The sequence below is a fragment of the Methanorbis rubei genome, from assembly GCF_032714495.1.
GTDB lineage: Archaea > Halobacteriota > Methanomicrobia > Methanomicrobiales > Methanocorpusculaceae > Methanocorpusculum > Methanocorpusculum rubei.
Window position 1 is genome coordinate 163,525 of sequence record NZ_JAWDKB010000001.1, and the last position, 16,717, is coordinate 180,241.

The 16,717-nt window shown below is 53.2% G+C and carries 14 protein-coding genes; 8 read left to right on the forward strand and 6 right to left on the reverse strand.

What is annotated here, in order from left to right; genetic code table 11:
- Nucleotides 1-167: 167 nt before the first annotated feature.
- The 3 genes from thiL to McpCs1_RS00890 are packed head-to-tail and all read right to left on the reverse strand — an operon-like array spanning nucleotide 168 to nucleotide 4,137.
- Nucleotides 168-1,025, reverse strand: coding sequence for a thiamine-phosphate kinase (gene thiL, locus McpCs1_RS00880; protein WP_338095372.1), 858 nt, complete (start codon nucleotides 1,023-1,025; stop codon nucleotides 168-170).
- Complete coding sequence (locus McpCs1_RS00885; protein WP_338095373.1) at nucleotides 1,025-3,268, reverse strand: DUF460 domain-containing protein; 2,244 nt, start codon at nucleotides 3,266-3,268, stop codon at nucleotides 1,025-1,027. The genes thiL and McpCs1_RS00885 overlap by 1 nt, the downstream gene beginning before the upstream one ends.
- Nucleotides 3,265-4,137: an RIO1 family regulatory kinase/ATPase domain-containing protein gene (locus McpCs1_RS00890; RefSeq protein WP_338095374.1), complete on the reverse strand. Its 873-nt coding sequence runs from the start codon at nucleotides 4,135-4,137 to the stop codon at nucleotides 3,265-3,267. The genes McpCs1_RS00885 and McpCs1_RS00890 overlap by 4 nt, the downstream gene beginning before the upstream one ends.
- A 155-nt stretch (nucleotides 4,138-4,292) precedes the next feature.
- Between McpCs1_RS00890 and McpCs1_RS00895 the strand changes: the two genes are divergently transcribed.
- Nucleotides 4,293-4,883 (forward strand): adenine nucleotide alpha hydrolase family protein, encoded by a 591-nt coding sequence (locus McpCs1_RS00895; protein ID WP_338095375.1) that lies wholly within the window; start codon nucleotides 4,293-4,295, stop codon nucleotides 4,881-4,883.
- On the forward strand, nucleotides 4,873-5,613 hold the full coding sequence (gene nadE / locus McpCs1_RS00900) for an NAD(+) synthase (protein ID WP_338095376.1): 741 nt from the start codon (nucleotides 4,873-4,875) through the stop codon (nucleotides 5,611-5,613). The genes McpCs1_RS00895 and nadE overlap by 11 nt, the downstream gene beginning before the upstream one ends.
- Nucleotides 5,614-5,719: 106 nt before the next feature.
- Here nadE and McpCs1_RS00905 read toward each other — a convergent pair whose 3' ends face one another.
- Nucleotides 5,720-7,024, reverse strand: coding sequence for a COG1361 S-layer family protein (locus tag McpCs1_RS00905; RefSeq protein ID WP_338095377.1), 1,305 nt, complete (start codon nucleotides 7,022-7,024; stop codon nucleotides 5,720-5,722).
- Between the two features lie 124 nt (nucleotides 7,025-7,148).
- Here McpCs1_RS00905 and McpCs1_RS00910 point away from each other — a divergent pair, with 124 nt between their 5' ends.
- The 5 genes from McpCs1_RS00910 to cofE all read left to right on the forward strand — a co-directional run bounded on the left by McpCs1_RS00910 (nucleotide 7,149) and on the right by cofE (nucleotide 12,734).
- Entirely contained in the window at nucleotides 7,149-8,102 is a 954-nt protein-coding gene (locus McpCs1_RS00910) for a hypothetical protein (protein ID WP_338095378.1), read from the forward strand.
- Nucleotides 8,103-9,428, forward strand: coding sequence for an FAD-dependent oxidoreductase (locus tag McpCs1_RS00915; RefSeq protein WP_338095379.1), 1,326 nt, complete (start codon nucleotides 8,103-8,105; stop codon nucleotides 9,426-9,428).
- A gap of 181 nt (nucleotides 9,429-9,609) precedes the next feature.
- Nucleotides 9,610-10,857 (forward strand): serine hydroxymethyltransferase, encoded by a 1,248-nt coding sequence (gene glyA, locus McpCs1_RS00920; protein WP_338095576.1) that lies wholly within the window; start codon nucleotides 9,610-9,612, stop codon nucleotides 10,855-10,857.
- Between the two features lie 16 nt (nucleotides 10,858-10,873).
- Complete coding sequence (folP, locus tag McpCs1_RS00925) at nucleotides 10,874-11,674, forward strand: dihydropteroate synthase (RefSeq protein ID WP_338095380.1); 801 nt, start codon at nucleotides 10,874-10,876, stop codon at nucleotides 11,672-11,674.
- Between the two features lie 289 nt (nucleotides 11,675-11,963).
- Nucleotides 11,964-12,734 carry a coenzyme F420-0:L-glutamate ligase gene (gene cofE, locus McpCs1_RS00930; protein WP_338095381.1) on the forward strand — a complete coding sequence of 257 codons (771 nt, stop codon included), beginning with the start codon at nucleotides 11,964-11,966 and terminating at the stop codon, nucleotides 12,732-12,734.
- Nucleotides 12,735-12,987: 253 nt separating this feature from the next.
- Here cofE and pscS read toward each other — a convergent pair whose 3' ends face one another.
- Together pscS and McpCs1_RS00940 are read right to left on the reverse strand one after the other, a co-directional pair.
- Nucleotides 12,988-14,166, reverse strand: coding sequence for an O-phospho-L-seryl-tRNA:Cys-tRNA synthase (gene pscS, locus McpCs1_RS00935; RefSeq protein ID WP_338095577.1), 1,179 nt, complete (start codon nucleotides 14,164-14,166; stop codon nucleotides 12,988-12,990).
- A 2-nt stretch (nucleotides 14,167-14,168) separates the two neighbouring features.
- On the reverse strand, nucleotides 14,169-14,348 hold the full coding sequence (locus tag McpCs1_RS00940; RefSeq protein ID WP_338095382.1) for a hypothetical protein: 180 nt from the start codon (nucleotides 14,346-14,348) through the stop codon (nucleotides 14,169-14,171).
- 922 nt (nucleotides 14,349-15,270) lie between these two features.
- Here McpCs1_RS00940 and McpCs1_RS00945 point away from each other — a divergent pair.
- Nucleotides 15,271-16,548: an O-acetylhomoserine aminocarboxypropyltransferase/cysteine synthase family protein gene (locus McpCs1_RS00945; RefSeq protein WP_338095383.1), complete on the forward strand. Its 1,278-nt coding sequence runs from the start codon at nucleotides 15,271-15,273 to the stop codon at nucleotides 16,546-16,548.
- Nucleotides 16,549-16,717 lie beyond the last annotated feature (169 nt).

Consider the following 16,717-nt stretch of genomic DNA (forward strand, 5'->3'; position numbering starts at 1 on the left):
ATGACGCGAATAAAAAATCGTCAATGGCGATTTTTAAGATTTTATTTATTTTTAAAATAGATTTGCTCGTTCAGAAAAATGCAGATAATTTCTTTTTTTGAAAAATCGCCATTGGCGATTTTTTATTCGCGCCATTCGCGTTTGGCCGAAGGCATACGATTCGTGTTTCACTCCCAAACATGTGCATAGCCGCGGTTTTCAACCGTCCTCCCACCACGCACAACACCGCTTCCTTCAACAACCTCGCCGATGACCGACGCTGGCACATCAAGTCGCGCCAAATTCTCCCGGGAAATCGTAAACAGCAGACCGAAATCTCCCCCGCCATAGAGGAAATATTTCTCCGCATCAGAGATCGCCAGCGTCGGCAGCTCATCATACAGCACAAACCCGACCCCTGACGCTTCTCCCATGTCATACAGCGAGACCGCAATGCCGTCTGAGACATCCATCATCGCCGTTGCCCCGGCTCTCGCAATTTTTTGTCCCTCGAAAACCTGCGGCTCCGGCGTCACCAGATTTTTCCGGTACTCGGTAAACCCGTCAAGTCCTGCCTGTGCAGCGCCCGGTGCTCCGGTGCAGCAGACTCTGTCCCCCACTTTTGCTCCGGAGCGCCTGCGGTAAAACTCCCGCGGAACAAGACCGAGCGCGGTTGTTACAATCGTCAGCTCCGTATGGCTGTCAATATCTCCGCCGACAATTTTTGCCCCATACCGTTTTGCACAGGCAACCGCTCCCTCCATGATCGGCCTCAGCCGTTCAGGCCGGTCAAGCCCGACCGCCACCAGCACCTGCGTCGGCTGTGCTCCGCAGCTCGCAACATCTGAAAGACTCACCGCGACACTCATCCAGCCCATCTCCCACTTAGTCATCCCTTTCGGAAAATCGGTCGTCTCATGCAGCATATCAGTTGTCGCAACCTGAATGAGTTTACCTTCCTCAAACTCACTCGCCGCACAGTCGTCTGCCGTCTCATCGCGCCCGATTAGATCACGGATCGTTTCCAAAAGCTCCCGGTCATCCATCACTCATCACCTGTAATCTCCTTCTTTCTCTGCTCACGATACGCCGTCAACACCGAGGAAAGAACGTCCCCTTTGGGTTCCGCCTCCGGTACCTCCGCAGGTTTTGGCTCAGACGCCAAAACTTGCGGCTCGCTCTGCGGCGCTGGTGTCGGCGCAACCGGCGGGACCGGCACAGATTTTTTCACCACTGGCTTTGGCTTCTGTCCAGGTGCGGCTCGCAGATACTTCTCCGGCAAAATTGTCGCAGGATCAATTCCCTGCTCCCGTACCTCACGTACTCGCTCCACCTGATACTCCTTCATCATCGAGTCCAGCGCCTCGCTCTGTTTCTGCGTTCGGTAGACCGTCTGCGTCGCCGTCCATGCCTCGAGTGCCGCATCAAGAGCTGCGGTATCCACAACACCGATCTTTCCCTTCACCCGCGGCGACAGATCGGCTCCTGAGAGAATCGGCAGATCAATCTCCCGAAACTCCTCGATCAGATGCTGTTCGCGGGCACGTGTAAACACATGCCTCGGCAGAATCACCGCCTTCACCTTCGCATCCGCAATATCGCGGATTACCGACTTCCCCCATCCGTCAATCTGCAGAACATACAAAAGATCCTCGGCAAACAACCCCATCTCCTCATCAAGATCGCGAACCGCCTCGCGGGCAAGCAGCGGCAGAATCTTCAGCGCCGAACAGCCTTCCCCTGCCTGCAGGGAAATATACAGCTTCATTCGGTCGAGCCGTGTTCGAAGATTCTTACATCGTCTCTCCTCCTTTCGCAGCTGCTTTTTTACTGAGACAATCTCACTGTCACGGTCAGCTATTTCAACCGATGCAAGCATTCTTTGATGCTGTCCCTCCCGTTCAGCATTCAGCCGCTTGTGAAGAGCAGAGATCGTTTTGTCCTTTCCCTCTGACTCGCGCGACAGCGTCGCAACAAGAGTCCGCATCCGGCGAATTGTCTCTTCCTGTCGCGTGATCTTTTCATCACGCTCATCAAAGATGACAGCTTCAGCTTCAACCTCAGCCTCTGAGAGTTGAGGCAACGTCTGCGAAGCAGGTTCTTCGCCTGACAGCTTTGCAAGCGTCTGTTCGAGTGAGTAACCGCGGACTACCTGCGCCCGCAGTTCATCGATATCAAACCCTGACGGAGCACGCCTGAGAATACTGTCGAACTTATTTTTGTAGGTCCGGTAGGCGTACATCGCCGCAGACAGCGCGTCACGTTCATGATCATTTTTGAAATCATAACCGCTCGCAAGCGCATACTTCTCCTTCACCAGAATATCCTTCTTCGGACTCCACGCCACCGCAGAGAATGCACGTCGGATTTTTTCCACGCCGAACGGCATTTCCGCCTTGTCGGACGCAATCACCAGCGGCTTTCCAAGGCCCGCAATTTCGGCAACGAGGTCGGCAGCAGAAAACAAACGGGTACTTGCGAGGTAGACGAGATTTCCATCGAGATCAAGCGCTGCAACCCCGATCGTCGTGCCGGGGTCGATTCCCACAATCAGATGTTTTGACTTGCGGGTCAGCTGCCGGAACTCAAGCTTCTCCCGCCGCCGACCGTTCACGCGTATCTGAGTGTCGCCGCCTTTGGAAGGCGAGACCTGAATCTCGGGACGGGGTGCATACACCGTGAACATCACGCGGCTTTCGCCTCCGAACGCACGGCGAACCAAAACCGTGTACTCAAGGTTGGCTGCAACCAGCTTCATCTCGATCTCGCGGGCATGGCTGCGAACTGCTCCATGCATTTTGCGGACATAGCGATTCTGACTCCATCCGCCGCGTCCGGGCGACCGGCATCGCGAGACAATGATGTCAGTGACGCCTTCGTAGGCGAGAACCTCGTATCCTGCGCCGAAGGATGCAAGGAGTGCCGAGGCTTTTGCCTCCTCAATCGGATTCTGTTTATCGAACGTGAGATTGTATCGTGCGGCAACCCGCGGGAGACTTTCCATGTGAACGCAGTCGCCGGTTACCTGTACAAGTTTTGTGTCGTTTGGAATTTCTGCAAGAAACGCATAGAGTGCGGCATTGTCACTCGCAATCTCCTGAATGCTGTCGACTGCGAGTATCTCCGGCCGTTCGGCTCTGAGATAGCGGATCAGCCGATACTGGGTGACATTTTTTTCTTCGGAAACGACCACTCCGTCCGCTACGCGAACGAGTGCATAATGGGGACGCATGGTTCCTGATCTGACCGAACCCCGAATGATGTCGATACCGAAGATGAGTCTGTTCATTCCTCCTTCCTGACTGCGGTTACGAATCTGAGTGCTTCATCGATGTCGTAGGTTTTCTGGTACTTTTTGGTGAAGAATGCGCCGACGGTTTCGAGGTCATGGCGAAGTGCTGCGTCCGCATTCTGGTGAGCCGGAGTAATCCACTGCGGCCAGTCGATGATCCAGACAACCGCTCCGTCGTACATGATGTTGTACTCGGAGAGGTCGCCGTGGATGTAGCCTTCGCTGTATGCGATTTTTACCTGTTCGAGTATTTCCTGCCAGACGGCGTCCGGGTTTTCGAGCTGGCAGCGGTTGAGGTTCACTCCTTGGATGAAGGACATGACGATGACGTGACGGTTGATGTCGATCGGGACCGGGACGTTGACTTTTCCGTTGAGTGCGGTGAGCGCTTCGTACTCGCGGGCTGCGGATTTTGCGGAGGCAAATATCCAGGGACAGTGTCCTTCTTCAGGCATGTAGTCGCGGTTGGTGCGAACGGTCTGAAATGAGCGCTGGCCGATTTTGTGGAGTTTGAGTACGACGACGCCAAAGCCGAGCGCTTCGTATATTTCCGATTCCTTGCCGACGCCGATCATGGAGCCGAGTGCTGATATGGATTTTTTTGCGGTGAGGCCTGAGAGGGCGAGCGCGTCGTAGCCTTTGAAGACGAGTGAGTATCCTTTGTAGGGGACTGAGTCTGATCTGACCATGTCAAGGTGAATGAGGTTGCCGACACGGTATTTTGTTTCGTTTGCGGAGAGGTGAACGGCTGTTCTGAGGTCGTCCTCAGGGACCCAGCGGTAGCGGCGCATCATTCGCTCTAAGGCGTTGAGAATGCGGATTTCGTATTTGTGAAGATTTTTGATGTCATCGGCTGACAAAGGCATTAGATATTGATTGACTTTGCAGGGATAAAAGTATCATGATGATCAGTGGTGAGCAGGCCGAAGGCATGTGATTCGCGTTTCAAAATCTCATCCTACCTACTCAACACAAACCAGTGCAACCTACATATCAGACGAACGCCAACTATTGATGTACTATGAAATGCTCGCGGTGCGGAAATGATGCGGTCATTGTGCAGGAGTATGCAGGCGTTGCCCTCTGTCCCCGCCACGCCGCAGCCGACATTGAAGCAAAAGCAAAACGCGAAGTGCGAAAATGCGGCGGAATTTCCTCAGGCGAAAAACTGTTTGTTGGTGAGGGAGGCAGCGCCGAGTCGCATGCCCTCTCAAATCTCCTATCCGTAATCCTTGCAGGACGACGCGACGTTACGTTTGTCACAGACACCGCGTTCGCAACCGCAGTCGTGACCGCAGACACCCTTGACGATATTGCTGAACACCTTCTTAGTTTAGTGTGTCTTGGAAACACCACTGACCTTCTGGAGACTCCGGAGAAAAAAACTATCCGCCCGCTCTCAACAATCCCGCGAACCGAGGTTTACTTCTATGCCAGCCATCACGGATGGGTGGGCGGCTCTTCTGCTGGAAAAACCAGCACGTTTTCTTCAGACATCGCCGCATTTCTCAAAACATTTTCTGTTGGCCATCCTTCAGCCGCCTATGCCCTCAAACGGATCGCTGATCAGCTGCCGGAACTTTATTTGGAGAGACACAATCATGCAGTGTAAAGATATCGGGTGTGCCGTTACCCGAATGAAAGACCTTATTCGTCAGACCCTCTGGGCGTCGGGCGCAAAAGGCATCGTCGTCGGCGTCTCAGGCGGCATCGACTCAGCGGTCGCAGCAGCGGTTGCCGCAAAAGCGCTTGGGCCCGAACATGTATTCGCTGTCCACATGCCGGTGTCCTCAAGCTCTCTTGAGGATCAGGCCGACACTGCCGAGCTCTGCGAAAAATTCGGCATTGAAATGATCATCGTCCCGCTTGGAGACCTCGTTGACGCAGCATTTGAAAATCCCGGAATGACAGACACCCCCCTTCTCCGCGGAAACTTTGCCGCACGACTGCGTATGGCAACCCTCTACAACATCGCCGCATCGCGTTGTGCCCTCGTCTGCGGAACCTCCAACAAAACCGAGTACATGATCGGCTACACCACCAAATGGGGTGACTCAGCAGCAGACGTCCAGCCGCTCCTGCATTTATGGAAGAAGGATGTCTACGCGGTCGCTGAAGAGCTTGAAATTCCCGCATCAATCATAAAAAAAGTACCGAGCGCCGGATTCTGGCCTGGGCAGAGCGATGAGCATGAGCTTGGCATAACCTACAACGAACTTGATGCAGCTCTCATCAGCCTTGAGGCTCATGACTTTGTCCCGGAAACTCCGCTCGAAGAGACCGTGCTTGCCCTTGTCAGAAAAAGTTCCCATAAACGAACTCAGGCTGAATGCCTGCTGTAACTTTTTTTTTGTTTTTGGTTTCACTTGAAATAACCACATGTCGCAGCATCGCACCGCGTAATTCCTAACAGAAAGAAAATAAAAAAAAGCAAAGAAAAAGGGAGGATTAAACCTTACCCTTACGCTTCATGAACACATAGTAGCCGCCGATTAAAATGACTGCCAGCACAATGATAATGAAGAGCGGACTCGTGAAGAAGGACAGCGGTCCGGACTGATCTTTAATATCAACAACAGCCTTCATCGACTTGGAAAGAATACTGTTATCGTTTGCATCGCGGTAGCGAATCTCAGTATCAAGACCGTAACTCTTCTCAGTTGCCGCACCATCCACACTCACTTCGTAAACGCCGACGACTGAATCTCCTGGTGCCATATCACCGAGATATGCCGAGTCATCATTGGAGGAGAACGGATCAACTGCACTCAGACGTGCTGTTGCACTGTAAACTTTGGTGTTTCCGGTGTTTTTGTAAGTGACCTTGACCTGTCCCTTATCTCCGGGTGCGAGAGCTGCCTCCACACTCGTTACTTTGAACTCAACCTTTCCGCCGACCGGCACTCCCACGATAACCGGGGAAGAAGTCTGATCAACACCATAGTTGTCCTGATACACAATCTGCAGACCGATCGGGTACTCCTTCACTTCTGCATTGCTTGCAACAGAGATCTTGAACGTAACCGACTGGGTTGACCCTGCCGGGAAATCGCCGATGAACACACTGTTCTCAACCGGAACAATGACCGAGGTCGTTGATCCGGTGGAGGTGATCAGCCGTCCATAGGCATTCTTTGCATCCATACCGCCGGCATTCATGATCTCAAGGGTCAAAAATCCTGACGTTCCGACGCTGATATCATCGCCTGAAATCGACAGAACTTCTGGAGACACCTGGGATCTGACCGAGACTCCGAGCGGGACATCTTTTACCCGGTCATTGACCCAGTAGTAGCCAAGGGCATCGCCGTAGTTTTCGACAGAGTACAGTTCATTATAGATGACATGCACCGTCATGGTACGCGGTCCGGGGGTTGCATACTGATCAACAGACACGCGGTAGGTCAGAGTTGCACTCTGTCCCGGGCTGATCTGGGAAACGGTCTGCATGCCGGTCTTTACGGTAACTCCATCAGAGTCCTCAAGATAGACACGGAGCTGATAGGGCGTAGCAACATCGTACTGGCGCTGCATGCCGCCTTCAAGTGCGACTACCTGGTACTGGGCATTATTCGTGAGTTTGATCGTAAAGTCTGTTTCGGTTCCTGGGACCAGTTCATTTCCACCATCTGCGGATGCGAAAAATTCAATTCCCGCAGTTGAGTAGGAAACCTGAGCCGCGGACACCGGTGCTGCAATGAGCACGAGCATGAGACATGCTGCAATTATCAGGGCTGAATTCCGAAGTTTCAAAGAAAACACCTAAATTGGTTATTCTAACTAATTTATGAGTATAAGTGCATAAATACTTGCTTGGAGATCAATCCAGTGTTTTGCAAAGTATTTTTGGTATCCAAAGCCATAGTACTACTATAGTATGGTTGAACTTGTACACGCAAATGCAGTTATTGAGATCCGTCGCATTCTCGAAACCGCAGGATATGATACCGAAGAGGAGACCGGAGCGTTCAATCTCTCGGCAGTGAGAGGCAGGGACTGCCTGATTGTCCTGTGTTCCGATGATCTCAATCTCCTTCAGCGGTTCGATATGACACCGTACACGATTATGCTCAGTGAGACCAAGGTTCGGTGCGATAAACTGATTTTTACCGGCAATGCCTACTTCCGTCCGAAAGAGGCGGAGATGTGGTCCCGTGAGCAGCTGGAACAGTATATTGCTGCGTCTGCTATGGCACGCATTTATTCAGAGCATTTTGATCTGGATCAGGTTGCGTCAGCGGTGTCTGCACCCAGCACATTCGGTCGTTCGCCGATCGGTTCGATCCCTGGTGCAAGCGGTGATCAGCTGCTGCCGATCCGGATCACGGACCGCGACGCAGTTCGTATTGCTCATCAGGAAGGACCAACGGTGCTTCGCATGATCCCGTATTGGTACTATCAGTATGTGAGTTCGGGTGAAGCAAGCTACAAGGGTAAGATGGTGAGTTTTGATGCCGAAGGGTCAGGATGGGTCAATGCGATCAATGGTATTGAGTCTGACTTCGGCGATGTGGTGCCAATCGCTGGAGTCGTTCCGGCTGATGCTGATGTGATGAATCCGGTGAACTCAAAAGCTGATACCGAGGAAAAAGTCCGGTCTGATCTGATGCAGAAGTTAACGAAGCGTGTGCGGATTAAGACGACTGCCGGTGACGCAATTTTTGCTGAGGAGAAGGAGTTCAAGCCGGCACCTGAGGATATTGAGGTTACGGTTGAGAAGGTGTACGTGCCGGTGTGGCAGGTTCGCGGGAAAAAGGATATTATTGAAGTGAATGCCTATACCGGCGAAGAGCTTTCTGTTCCGTCGGATGAAGGCTGTGAAGTGTTCTAAATGATTTATATTGTCGGTGGAGGTCCGGCCGGCAGGATGGCGGCTGTGCGGCTTGCCTCTGCCGGCAAAGAAGTTACTCTTTTTGAGAAGCGTGCGCTGGGTGGCCAGTGCGTGCATGATGGCTGTATGCTGGTGTGCGGGCTGAATGATGTTGCCCGCAGCATTCGCGACACCGAGTTTCTGCGAAACACGGGTGTCATTGAAGGTACCGTCTCTGTCCGATATCCTGAGGTGATGCGGCGTCTGGAAGAGGTTCAGGCCCGTCTCTCCAAAATTCTCGAGCGTGAGACGCTGGATGCAGGGGTAAAAATACAGTACGGGGTGACTGCGGAGGTTGAGGGGCGGTCGGTGATTGCTGACGGAGTTCGGTATGATGATGCCGAGGCGGTGATTGTTGCGTCGGGCGCTGAGATGTATGTGCCTGATGTGTCCGGTGCCGGACTTTTTGGGACATACACGGCACGAACGATCCGATCGATGCCTGCGTTGCCAAAAAGGATGGCGATTGTCGGCGGCGGTATTTCTGCGGCTGAGTTTGCGTATATTTTTTCTTCTTTTGGTGTTGAGGTTTCACTGTTTGCGAGAAGTTCTTTTCTTTCGATGCTGCCGAAGCGGATGCATAAGGCGGCTCTCAGGGATCTTTCGTCGGTACATATTTATGAGAATGCACCAATCGGGCGGGTTCTTGGGTCGGATCATGTGGTGGGTGTGGTCGCAGGTGACGTGACGGTTGCATGCGATGCGGTGCTGTTTGCGACAGGGGTGCGCCCGCACTCCCCGCATGTGCGGGGATTTTTGAAGAATGCTGATGGCTCAATCGTGGTGAACGAGAAAATGGAGACGTCAGTCCGGGGAGTGTATGCGTGCGGGGATGTGGTTGGCGCTCCGTATTTTACGCCGGTGTCGCGTCTTCAGGGGTTTGCGGCGGCTGATGCGATTCTCGGGGTTTCGCGAACTGTTGATCTGTCGCGTATTCCGTTTACGGTGGTGCTGGGTCTTGATTATACGGTGTGCCGCGATGCGGACGCAAGCGGAGCATCGTTTGCGTCGCCGAATATTGCCGGGCCCGGGTCAGTGTGGCATGTGTCGGATGGGTCGGTTGGGACGATGGAGCTGAATGTGGATACATCGAACGGTCAGATTGTGGGTTTTTCCAGCTCCGGCCCCGGGACTGGACTTGTGGGGACGTATTTAGGATATCTGGTGCGCAAAGGTGTTACGGTGCATGAGTTTTCGTCGATGCTTGAGATCCATCCGATCTCTGACGGGCTCTACTCAATGATCCGGTTCGCTGAGGATCATCTGGCTGATCAAAAACGCGAATAACGCGAATCGCATGCCTGCGGCCTGCTCACCGCTTCGCGCTATTCGCGTTTTTACTCCGCATCTTTCCACGAAACGGTGAACAATTCGTGGTTACTAAAGTGATCCCTCACAACGACCGCGATGGTTATATGATTCTGTAACAAATATGAGGGATATGTCGTTTCTTGCCCAGACAACCGATATGTCATTTTTACGGCAATTTGATCCTGAGATAACGGATCTGATTAACAAAGAGTACAAACGTCAGGTTGAAGGCCTGGAACTGATTGCATCCGAAAACGTCGTTGCCCGCGAAGTCATGGAAGCGATGGGGACAATTCTCACCAACAAATATGCAGAAGGATACCCGGGTAAACGCTACTACGGCGGATGCGAGTTTCATGATCAGATTGAAAATATCGCCCGCGACCGGCTCTGTCGGCTGTTCGGCGCTGAGCATGCCAATGTTCAGCCGCACTCCGGCAGTCAGGCGAACGAAGCGGTCTACCTCTCGTTTTTAAAACCCGGCGACAAAATCCTCAGCCAGAGCTTAAACAACGGCGGCCACCTCTCGCACGGCGACCCGGCAAATATCTCCGGCAAATACTATAACATCACCTCGTACGGCGTGGACCTTGAGTCCGAGCTGCTGGATTATGCGGAAATCGAAGCAACCGCACGCAAAGTAAAGCCTGACTTAATCGTCTGCGGTGCGTCTGCGTATCCGCGTGAGATCGACTTCAAGGCGTTCGCCGAAATTGCCGAGGATGTGGGCGCACGTTCCATGGCTGACATTGCTCACATCTCCGGCCTCTGCTGCACCGGCCTGCACAACTCGCCGGTCGGTGTGACGACCTATGTTACGTCCACAACGCACAAGACCCTTCGCGGTCCCCGCGGCGGAGTGATCATGTGCGGTAAAGAGTATGCAAACTCAATTGACAAAGCGGTGTTCCCCGGTCTTCAGGGCGGCCCGCTGATGCATGTTATCGCGGCAAAGGCGGTTTGCTTCCGCGAGGCGCTGAGCAATGAGTACAAAGAGTATGCTGAACAAGTGGTGAAAAACTGTAAAGTGCTTGCCGCAACTCTGATAGATGAAGGCTTCAGACTTGTAACCGGCGGAACCGATAATCACCTCTGCCTTCTGGATCTCTCAGAACAGGGAATCTCCGGTCATCAGGCTGAGATTGCCCTCGGGCGTGCCGGTATTACGGTGAACAAAAATACGATTCCCCGCCAGCACCTCTCACCGTTTGAGACGTCAGGTCTGCGGCTTGGAACACCGACGATCACCACACGCGGTATGCGTGAGGAGGAGTGTAAGCAGGTGGGCGTATGGATTTCCCGCGTGCTGCACAATGTTGAGAACGCGGCGGTTCTTGCGGAGACGAAGGACGAGGTCACGACGTTTTGTCTGCGCTATCCTCTGTATCCTGAGATTCGGGAGTGAAATTTTCGGCGGTAGCATGGCGGTGCAGATTAAAGGGGTGAGGGTTGGCGAAGGCAGTTCGCCAAAGATTATGGGGGTTTTGAACATCAGCCCCGAGTCTTTTTTTTCGGATTCGTTTACCCGTTGCGACGAGATTCTTGTCCGTGCTCTGGAGATGATGCAGGAGGGTGCGGACATGATCGATCTGGGAGCGCGAAGTACTGCACTAACCGCCCCGCCGTTGAGTGTTTCTGAGGAGCGGGAGCGGGTTGTTGCAGCACTGCGGGAACTTGATGGGTGCGGGGCTGTTCTGTCGCTTGATACGATGCATCCTGAGGTTTTGGATGCTGCGCTGCGGTATGATATTGCGGCGATCAATGATATTAACGGACTTGGGAATCCTTTGTATGCGAAAATCGCTGCGGACTCGGGCCTTCCAGTGATTGCGATGGCGGCAGGGAACAGGCCCGGCGATCCGGTTGATTTTTCCGGGACACTTTCGGCACTGCGGCTGGTGTGCGAGCGGGCAGAGCGGTTTGGGATTTCTGATCTGATTCTTGATCCGGGAGTGGGGAAGTGGGTTGAGGAGAGGTCAGTTGATGCTGACTGGGAGCTGTGCCGGAGGTTTTCTTTGTTACAGGAGTTTGAGCGTCCGCTGCTTGCTGCGGTTTCCCGCAAAGCGTTTATCGGGAATGCTGTGGGAAAGCCTGCTGAGGAGCGGCTGTTTGGGACGCTTGGTGTGTTGTTTTTCCTCCTGGAGCAGGGGGCGGACATTGTGCGGGTGCATGATGTTTTGGCAGTGCGGGATGTTGTTTTGGTGTTTGAGCGGTTACTGTGATTTTAAAACGCGAATAGCGCGAATAGCGCGAATGAAAAATCGCCAATGGCGATTTTTTTCAAATTTTGTTTTGTTTCTCTGGATGCTTCTATCTAAAATAAAATACTGAGCAATTTCCTAAAAATCGCCATTGGCGATTTTTTATTCGCGCTATTCGCGCTATTCCGCGAAGCGGTGAGCAGGCCGCAAGCATGCGATTCGCATTTGGCCGCAGGCATGCTATTCGTGTTTCATATCTCCTTATCCAGAACACAACCCACATAGGTATTCAGCGCCAATTATTATCACAATGAACCCGGGTTTTTCCGTCTATGGGATATCCACCGGCCTCCTGCAATCAGGGGACGACATCGTCGGACGCGTGCTTACCGCACTTTCTGCAACCGGCGCACACGAAATCGCCGACAATGACATTCTCCTCTTCGCCGAGTCCCCGCTGTCAACCACCGAAGGGCGAAATATCAGACTCGCTGACGTCGTGCCGGGGCAGGAGGCTGAAACGCTCGGAAAAAAATACTCACTCGACCCCAGGCTTGCTCAGGTTGTCATCGATGAAAGCGACCGCATCCTTGGCGGCATCCCCGGATTTCTGCTTGCATCACGGGGAAATCTCGTGCTTCCGAATGCAGGAGTCGACGAGTCCAATGCTCCGGACGGCTGGGTCACCCGCCTTCCCGAGGACGCCGACGCCAGTGCGGCGCGAATTCGAAAAGAGATTCGGGAACGAACCGGTAAAGAGGTCGCGGTCATCATCATCGACTCCCGCACGCATGCGATGCGGCTCGGTGTCTCCGGTGTTGCTATTGGCTGTTCAGGCATTCTTCCGATCACCGACGAACGCGGCAAGCCTGACCTCTTCGGCCACGAGCTTCAGGTAACCCGCCGTGCTATTGCGGACTCGCTTGCGTCAACAGCTGAACTTCTCATGGGCGAGGCAAATGAAGGTGTTCCTGTCGTGCTGGTCCGCGGTTACCGCTACACATTCGCCGAGCATGCCGTGATTGAGTCCATCGCTCCCGACGAAGACCTCTTCCTTGGAAGCCTTTCGTGGAATGGGTAATTTTCGGCTTTATTCTAAACAAAATTCAGCCCACGGAAAACACGGACCACACTGAAATATCACAGAAAAAAACATCACATAGCAGACGTGAACATCACGGAACTCAGATTTGAAACGATATTTCTGTGATGTTCACGTCTGCTCTGTGATGTTTTTTTTCCGTGAGATTTTCTGCGTGTTCGGTTTTTCCGTGGGAGGCTCAAGCAAAGCCACATACAAAAAAAATAGTCCAAGGGGAATCACCCCCTTGCTTTTATCCAACCCGCAGGCCGTTCTCTTCTGCGATATCCACAAAGGCATCAGCCAGATACTCTGCCTGCTCCCGCGTAAGACCATATGTATTGAACTTCCACTGCTTCGTAACCCCGGGCATAATACCCGTGATACCGCGTTTTGCCAGAGCACTTGAGAGGAAGAAGCCGCGTTTCTTATGCGTGCGGGCAACCACATCAAACGATGCTGCCGTATCCATCCTCGTCAGCGTATGACGACGCGGGAACTCGGAAGCCACCTTCGTTCCTTCGATCGACTGTAATGCATCGATCACAATCTTATGGTTCGCCAGTTCCTCATCCCAGTGATTCACTCGCTCCTTCACCGCCGGAAACGACGCAAGCAGTCCCACGATCGGTGCACCCATCAGCGAACAGCCGAGGATACCCACCTGCTTGATGCCGAATTTTCTGCCGGTCACGTCGCCTGAGATCTTCGTCGTCCGGAGAACAACGTCAGCGTACTCATCGGTTGTTGCAAGGACTCCTGAGGGTGCAGGGGCTGCCATACTCTTGTGGCCGGACCCGACCACGAAGTCAACGCCAAGTTCCTTGCCGTTCACCGGTAGAACACCGACCGTGTAGACACCATTGTAGAGCACCGGGATATCGTACTGGTGCGCAACCTTTGCAACGCCCTTCACATCATGCATATTTCCATACATGAAGTCCACCGCATCAATGAAGAGCAGCTTGGGCGCGTATCCGAACTCTCTGACCGCTGCTTCGATTCGTTCGGCTGCGGTGGCTGCGGTGATGTGATGATCCGGTGTCTGCGGAATTTCACGGACGACACCGTTCACCACCTCGACCGAGAGGTATGCGGTGTAGTGGCCCATACCGGTCATCATCACCGGCTCGCCTTTGCCGACGAGCGCTCCGGTTACCTCCTGAAACGCACGGCGTGCGCCCGGTACCACTTGGGATTTATCCATACCGAGCCACTGGGCGAGATCGGTGTGAAAGTCTGCGATCGGCGGGTTGGTGACATAGTCTAAACGGAATGGTTTGTGGCAGTGGTCGCAGACCGAGTAGCCGTCGCCCCAGGCAATAACGGCCTTCATTGCTTCAGGGGTAAGCCGTCCTGCCGCCTGAATGGGGTCTAAGTTAATCGATCCCTCTTCAACGGTCCGCGTCTCAATTCCTGCTGCGCATCGGATGGTCATGTCAGCTCCTCCTCAAGAATGATGAGCTGTTTTCGAACCTGTTCGATCGCTTTCTTCGTACTCTCTTTCTCCGACTCGTTCAGCTGATGCAGGGGTGCGGTTCTCCGAAGAACGGCACGGATGTCGGTCAGCTGATACAGACCGGTGAACACCGCATCAATAGCTCTTTGTGACATAGTATCAGTTGTTGAAATATCCTGTTCATTTGCTATCCCGCATGGATACAGTGCGGTTGATTTCGATTTTCCCGATTTTTTTCGGGAATGGTCTGGTGCTTGTGAATTTTTGTGTATCCTGTTTTTGGCATTCTGCATGGATACAATGCGATTGATTTCGATCTCCCGATTCTTCGGGACAAGCCAAGTTCCCGATTTGAACGGGAGTAGAATTGTCTCGCATGCCGCTTTCGCGTCATGCTCGGTCTGAGGCGTCTTCGCCGCCCGACCTCTGCTGGCAATCGTGTCTCCACGCTGCCAACTTGGCATGTAATTTTTTGTTTGCTCTCCTGATTTCTCAGGAAAAGCCAAGTGCCTGATTTGAACAGGCGTAAAATTGTCTCGCATGCCGCTTTCGCGTCATGCTCGGTCTGAGGCGTCTTCGCCGCCCGACCTCTGCCGGCAATCGTGTCCCCATCTCGCCAACTTGGCATGTAATTTTTTGTTTGCTCTCCTGATTTCTCAGGAAAAGCCAAGTGCCTGATTTGAACAGGCGTAAAATTGCTCTGCAGGCAATTGCGTGGCCACTCCGCCAACTTGGCATGTAATTTTTTTTGTTTGATTCATTTGGTATCCCGATTTCTCAGGGAAAGCCAAGTTCCCGATTTGAACGGGAGTAGAATTGCTCTGCAGGCAATCGCGTGGCCACTCCGCCAACTTGGCATGTAGATTTTTTTCTGTGTTCAGTACATTTTTGGTTCTGACACACAATTCACATTGTGAACTTCACAGTGTGAATACATCATTGACCGCCCTCGTATTTATAGTTAACGGGATAGCTCGCAAAGCCTCAAAAAAATATCAACCAAAGAAACCTATATATCACTGAAAGAAAATAACTGTATTCACAGCGTGAACTTTTTCACAAATAGGTGATTACCACATGACCAATACAAACTACCAGAAAGAAACACTCGCCATCCACGCCGGTCAAAAACCTGACCCCGCAACCGGAGCCCGTGCCGAACCCATCTACATGACCACCGCCTACGTCTTCCGCGATGCAGAACAGGCCGCAGGCCGCTTCAGCCTCACCGACGCAGGAAACATCTACACCCGCCTCACCAACCCCAACAACAGCTCATTCGAAGAAAAAATCGCCGCACTCGAAGGCGGAACCGCCGCCATCAGCACCGCATCAGGAATGGCAGCCATCAGCTACGCAATACTTGCCGTAACCAACCCGGGGGACGAAATCGTCTCCGCAGACAACCTCTACGGCGGAACCTACGAACTCTTCCACCACACTCTCCCCAACTTCGGCAGAACCGTAACGTTCGTCAAATCCGACGACCTCGTCGCACTCAAAAACGCTATTACTCCCAAAACCCGCGCGGTCTACTTCGAGTCCATCGGAAATCCCAAACTTGACATCCCGGACTTTGAAGCAGTCGCAAAAATTGCTCATGACGCAGGCGTCCCCTTCATCGTCGACAACACTGTTGGCGTCGGCACCGTCAAGCCCCTTGACCACGGCGCAGACATCGTCGTCATGTCGGCAACCAAATATGTCAACGGCCACGGCACAGCACTCGCAGGCGTCATCATCGAAGGCGGCAAATTCCCTTGGGACAACGGCAAATTCCCCAAATTCACCACGCCCGATCCGGCCTACCACGGCCTTGTCCACTACAGCGCTTTCGGTCCTGCCACGGTATCGACAAGCATCCGCGTCTCCCTCATGAGAGACGTCGGCGCAACCCTCAGCCCGTTCAACGCATGGCTCTCCTCGCTTGGCTTGGAAACCCTCTACCTCAGAATTCAGCGCCACGCAGAAAACGCGCTCGCGGTTGCAGAGCATCTCAAAAATCATCCGAAGGTTGCATGGGTCAACTACCCGGGCCTTGCTGATCACCCGTCCCGCAAAAACTCGGTCCGCTACTTTGGCGGATCCGGCGGCCCGATCGTCACCTTCGGCGTCAAAGGCGGATACGATGCAGCGGTCAAGGTGCAGAACAGCGTCCAGCTCTTCTCGCTTCTTGCAAACATCGGCGACGCAAAATCCCTCATCATTCATCCGGCATCCACCACCCATCAGCAGCTCAGCCCTGAAGAACAGCTCTCCACCGGCGTTGCCCCTGATACCATCCGGCTTGCGATTGGTCTGGAAAATTCAGCCGACATCATCGCTGACCTCGATCTGGCACTTGCTCAGGTCTAAATCTCATCTTTTTTTGCATGTGGCCGCGCTTGGAGTAACCACGGAATGCACAGAAATTTCACGGAGCTTCACTGAAAATCGCATACCTTCGGTCTGCTCATCACTTCGTGAAAATGCACGGAGAACGCCTGCGGCGCCGGAATGCACGGAAGAGATAAGTAAAGGGGAT

What these genes read in the sequence shown, in the direction of transcription:
- thiL (WP_338095372.1), bottom strand. Translation starts at nt 1,025, where the DNA reads ATGGATGACCGGGAGCTTTTGGAAACGATCCGTGATCTAATCGGGCGC.
- McpCs1_RS00915 (WP_338095379.1), top strand. Translation starts at nt 8,103, where the DNA reads ATGATTTATATTGTCGGTGGAGGTCCGGCCGGCAGGATGGCGGCTGTG.
- cofE (WP_338095381.1), top strand. Translation starts at nt 11,964, where the DNA reads ATGAACCCGGGTTTTTCCGTCTATGGGATATCCACCGGCCTCCTGCAA.
- folP (WP_338095380.1), top strand. Translation starts at nt 10,874, where the DNA reads ATGGCGGTGCAGATTAAAGGGGTGAGGGTTGGCGAAGGCAGTTCGCCA.
- glyA (WP_338095576.1), top strand. Translation starts at nt 9,610, where the DNA reads ATGTCATTTTTACGGCAATTTGATCCTGAGATAACGGATCTGATTAAC.
- McpCs1_RS00910 (WP_338095378.1), top strand. Translation starts at nt 7,149, where the DNA reads ATGGTTGAACTTGTACACGCAAATGCAGTTATTGAGATCCGTCGCATT.
- McpCs1_RS00945 (WP_338095383.1), top strand. Translation starts at nt 15,271, where the DNA reads ATGACCAATACAAACTACCAGAAAGAAACACTCGCCATCCACGCCGGT.
- McpCs1_RS00885 (WP_338095373.1), bottom strand. Translation starts at nt 3,268, where the DNA reads ATGAACAGACTCATCTTCGGTATCGACATCATTCGGGGTTCGGTCAGA.
- McpCs1_RS00895 (WP_338095375.1), top strand. Translation starts at nt 4,293, where the DNA reads ATGAAATGCTCGCGGTGCGGAAATGATGCGGTCATTGTGCAGGAGTAT.
- nadE (WP_338095376.1), top strand. Translation starts at nt 4,873, where the DNA reads ATGCAGTGTAAAGATATCGGGTGTGCCGTTACCCGAATGAAAGACCTT.
- McpCs1_RS00890 (WP_338095374.1), bottom strand. Translation starts at nt 4,137, where the DNA reads ATGCCTTTGTCAGCCGATGACATCAAAAATCTTCACAAATACGAAATC.
- McpCs1_RS00940 (WP_338095382.1), bottom strand. Translation starts at nt 14,348, where the DNA reads ATGTCACAAAGAGCTATTGATGCGGTGTTCACCGGTCTGTATCAGCTG.